The organism is Bradyrhizobium sp., from assembly GCF_019244115.1.
Classification (GTDB): domain Bacteria; phylum Pseudomonadota; class Alphaproteobacteria; order Rhizobiales; family Xanthobacteraceae; genus Bradyrhizobium.
Genome location: NZ_JAFATE010000709.1, coordinates 1 through 2,875, shown reverse-complemented (window position 1 = coordinate 2,875; position 2,875 = coordinate 1). Strand labels below are relative to the sequence as shown.

At 64.0% G+C, this 2,875-nt stretch carries 3 protein-coding genes and 1 pseudogene; 3 read left to right on the top strand and 1 reads right to left on the bottom strand.

The window, feature by feature from the left end; genetic code table 11:
• The 3 genes and pseudogenes from JOZ76_RS30585 to JOZ76_RS30575 form a co-directional block, all read left to right on the top strand.
• A pseudogene (locus tag JOZ76_RS30585) lies at positions 1-108 on the top strand (heat-shock protein); the annotation flags it as partial.
• A gap of 80 nt (positions 109-188) precedes the next feature.
• Positions 189-695, top strand: a complete 507-nt coding sequence (locus JOZ76_RS30580) for an Hsp20/alpha crystallin family protein (protein WP_291705098.1) — start codon at positions 189-191, stop codon at positions 693-695.
• A 69-nt stretch (positions 696-764) separates the two neighbouring features.
• Positions 765-1,289, top strand: a complete 525-nt coding sequence (locus JOZ76_RS30575; protein WP_291705096.1) for a hypothetical protein — start codon at positions 765-767, stop codon at positions 1,287-1,289.
• 65 nt (positions 1,290-1,354) lie between these two features.
• Here the strand turns inward: JOZ76_RS30575 and JOZ76_RS30570 are convergent, their stop codons facing one another.
• Positions 1,355-2,680, bottom strand: a complete 1,326-nt coding sequence (locus tag JOZ76_RS30570) for an MFS transporter (protein WP_291705094.1) — start codon at positions 2,678-2,680, stop codon at positions 1,355-1,357.
• Positions 2,681-2,875 lie beyond the last annotated feature (195 nt).

Here is a 2,875-nt window from a genome sequence, read left to right as displayed (position 1 = left end):
CTCCGCATCGAGCTGGTGCGCGAAGTGCCCGAGGCGATGAAGCCCCGTCGGATCGCCATCGGCGGGGTCGCTGCTCCCCAGACCATCGACCAGAAGAAGGCCGCCTGAGCATCGAGCTTCGGCGCGCCCTGCGCGGACGCGAGACCTCGCGTCCGCGTGGCAGCTTGCAATTGTTGAGGAGGATGAACATGGCATTCCGCGACATAATCCCGTGGTCGAGAAACCAGCAGCTTGCGCCATCGCGCGAGACGTTCGACCCGTTCTTCACCTTGCACCGTGAGATGAACCGCTTGTTCGACGACGCTTTTCGCAGCTTCGGCGCCTTCGGGGCCTTGAGCCGGTTCGGTAGCCCGTTGATGGAAGGTCAGTTCGGCTGGCCGAAAATCGAGCTCACCGAGACCGACAAGGCCGTGACGGTCTCGGCCGAATTGCCGGGTCTGTCCGAGAACGACGTGCAGATCGAGGTTGCCAACGGCGTTCTGTCGATCCGCGGCGAGAAGAAGGCCGAACGCAGCGATCAGGCGAAGTTCGTGACCGAGCGCTTTTACGGCTCATTCGAGCGGCAGATCCCGCTCGAGAACGTCGAGGCCGACAAGGCGGTCGCCGACTTCAGCAATGGCGTTCTGACCGTGACCCTGCCGAAAGCCGAGCAGGCGCGGGACAATGTGAGGCGCATCGCGATCAATCCGAAATGACGGGGCGGCGTGCACGGCGCTTCCAGATCAACCCGTCTCTCCAAGAAAGGAGCAGCAGAGGAGACACGCATGATTGACGCAGTCCGTTTGACCGATGGGGCAAGCGTCCCGTTTCACCCCGTTTCGCACTACAACTCGCCCGCGGCAGTGCTGAGCGACGACAGGCTGTCGGCCGCCGAGAAACGGGTCATCCTGTCGTCCTGGGCCTCCGACATGTATGCCGTCGAATCGAACCCCGCGCTGCGCGAGGTTCCCGGGATCCCCAGCCCGATGCGCCTCTCCGATATTCTGGCCGCCCTACGCGAGCTGGACGGAGAAGACGATCCCCCGCCCCGTGGCGGAGCTGCGATGCGATTGACGCGCCTGACGTCCCTGGATGCGGTCGCGCGCCGCTCCGCGACCCACGGTGCATTTTCGCGGGCGAAGGCGGGCGTGCGGTCGCGCTGGAGCAGAGAGGCCAATGTCGAGCGATATCGCAGGCTCCTGGGCACGCAGCTGACCGACCACGAACGCCACTTCGTCGAACGGCGGCTCGCCGAGGAGCTGGCAACCGCCGGTCGGAGTTGCAGGACACCTGGTCGGGTCGCGCCGTGAGGCCAGACCGGCAAATGCTGAGGGCCCGGACGATGCCGGGCCCTCTCCGTGATCACGCCATCGGATCAGTCGTCATACTCTGCTGAAATGTCCCGGCCGGTATAGTCGGGCATGAACGCGGCCGATATCAGGCTGACGACCGCGCAGGCCGCAATGTAGATGGCGATCGCATTGCTCGATTGATAGTGCGCGAACAGGGCCGTGGCGATCAGTGGCGCCGGGCCGCCGGCGATCACGGAGGCGAGCTGGTAGCCGAGCGACGCGCCGCTGTAGCGCAGCCGTGGCGTGAACGCTTCCGCGATCAGCGCGGCCTGCGGACCGTACATCATGTCGTGCGGGATCAGCGACAGCACGATGGCGATGAACACGGCCGATGGATAGGCCGTGTCCACCATGCCGAAATACAGGAAGCCGAACAGGCCGGTGACCGCGGCGCCGATCAGATACATCTTCCTGCGCCCGATGCGGTCGGAGATGTGGCCCGACAGCGGGATGGTGATGAAGGATACGCAGGCCGCGACCAGCACAGCAGTAAGGATCAGGTTGCGCGACATGTGCAGCGTGCCGGTCGCGTAAGCGAAGATGAAGGCGGTAAAAATGTAGAACGGCGCCTGCTCGCCCATCCGCAGCAACGCCGACAGCAAAATCTCCTTTGGATGCTTCCTGACCACCTCGGCGATCGGCGCCTTCTCGACCTTGTTGTCCCTCACGACCTGCTGGAACACGGGGGTTTCGAGAATACCGAGGCGGATCCACAGGCCGACGCCGACCAGCACGATCGACAGCGCAAACGGAATTCGCCAGCCCCAGACATAGAACTGATCGCCCGACAGGCCTGAAAAGGCGAGCACGGCGAGGTTGGCCAGGAACAGGCCGCAGGGCACGCCGAATTGCGGCCAGGAGGCCACGAGCCCGCGTTCGCCATGGGTGCGCGACCATTCCATCGCCAGCAGCACCGATCCGCCCCATTCGCCGCCGACGCCGATGCCCTGGATCATCCGCAGCACCGTGAGGATGACCGCACCCCAGATGCCGATGTCAGCATAGGTCGGCACGAAAGCGACGAGGAAGGTCGCAATGCCCATGAGGAGCAGCGTCGCGATCAATGTCGCCTTGCGGCCGATGCGGTCGCCATAGTGTCCGAAGATGGCAGCCCCGATCGGGCGGCCGACGAAGCCGACGAAATAGGTGCCGAAGGCGGCCAAGGTCGCGGTCAGCGCGTCCTCATTGGGAAAGTAGAGTTTTCCGAACACGAGCCCGGCCGCGGTGCCGTAGAGAAAGAAATCGTACCACTCGATCGCGGTGCCGATGGTGGATGCGACGATCGCCTTGCGCAGTTGCGCAGTGTGATCAGATTCCGACAGGTCTGCGTGTGTGACGAGTGTGGCCATGGCGTTTGCCCCTTGCTTGCTGCTTCCTCTCCCCAACGCCGCTGTCCGGCGCTCCATTATCCGGGGCGATGCTACAGCCGGCGCGATGCGTCCGAAAGGCGCATTTGGTCTGATCCCACAATGCTGCGTCGCACGAGATTGCGATCTGAGTTCCATCCTGCGTGGCGGCTAATCCTCTTCCAGCAATCCGAGTTT

Excerpts from the sequence above, each read along its gene's own strand:
- JOZ76_RS30580 (WP_291705098.1), top strand. The coding sequence starts at position 189 with ATGGCATTCCGCGACATAATCCCGTGGTCGAGAAACCAGCAGCTTGCG.
- JOZ76_RS30575 (WP_291705096.1), top strand. The coding sequence starts at position 765 with ATGATTGACGCAGTCCGTTTGACCGATGGGGCAAGCGTCCCGTTTCAC.
- JOZ76_RS30570 (WP_291705094.1), bottom strand. The coding sequence starts at position 2,680 with ATGGCCACACTCGTCACACACGCAGACCTGTCGGAATCTGATCACACT.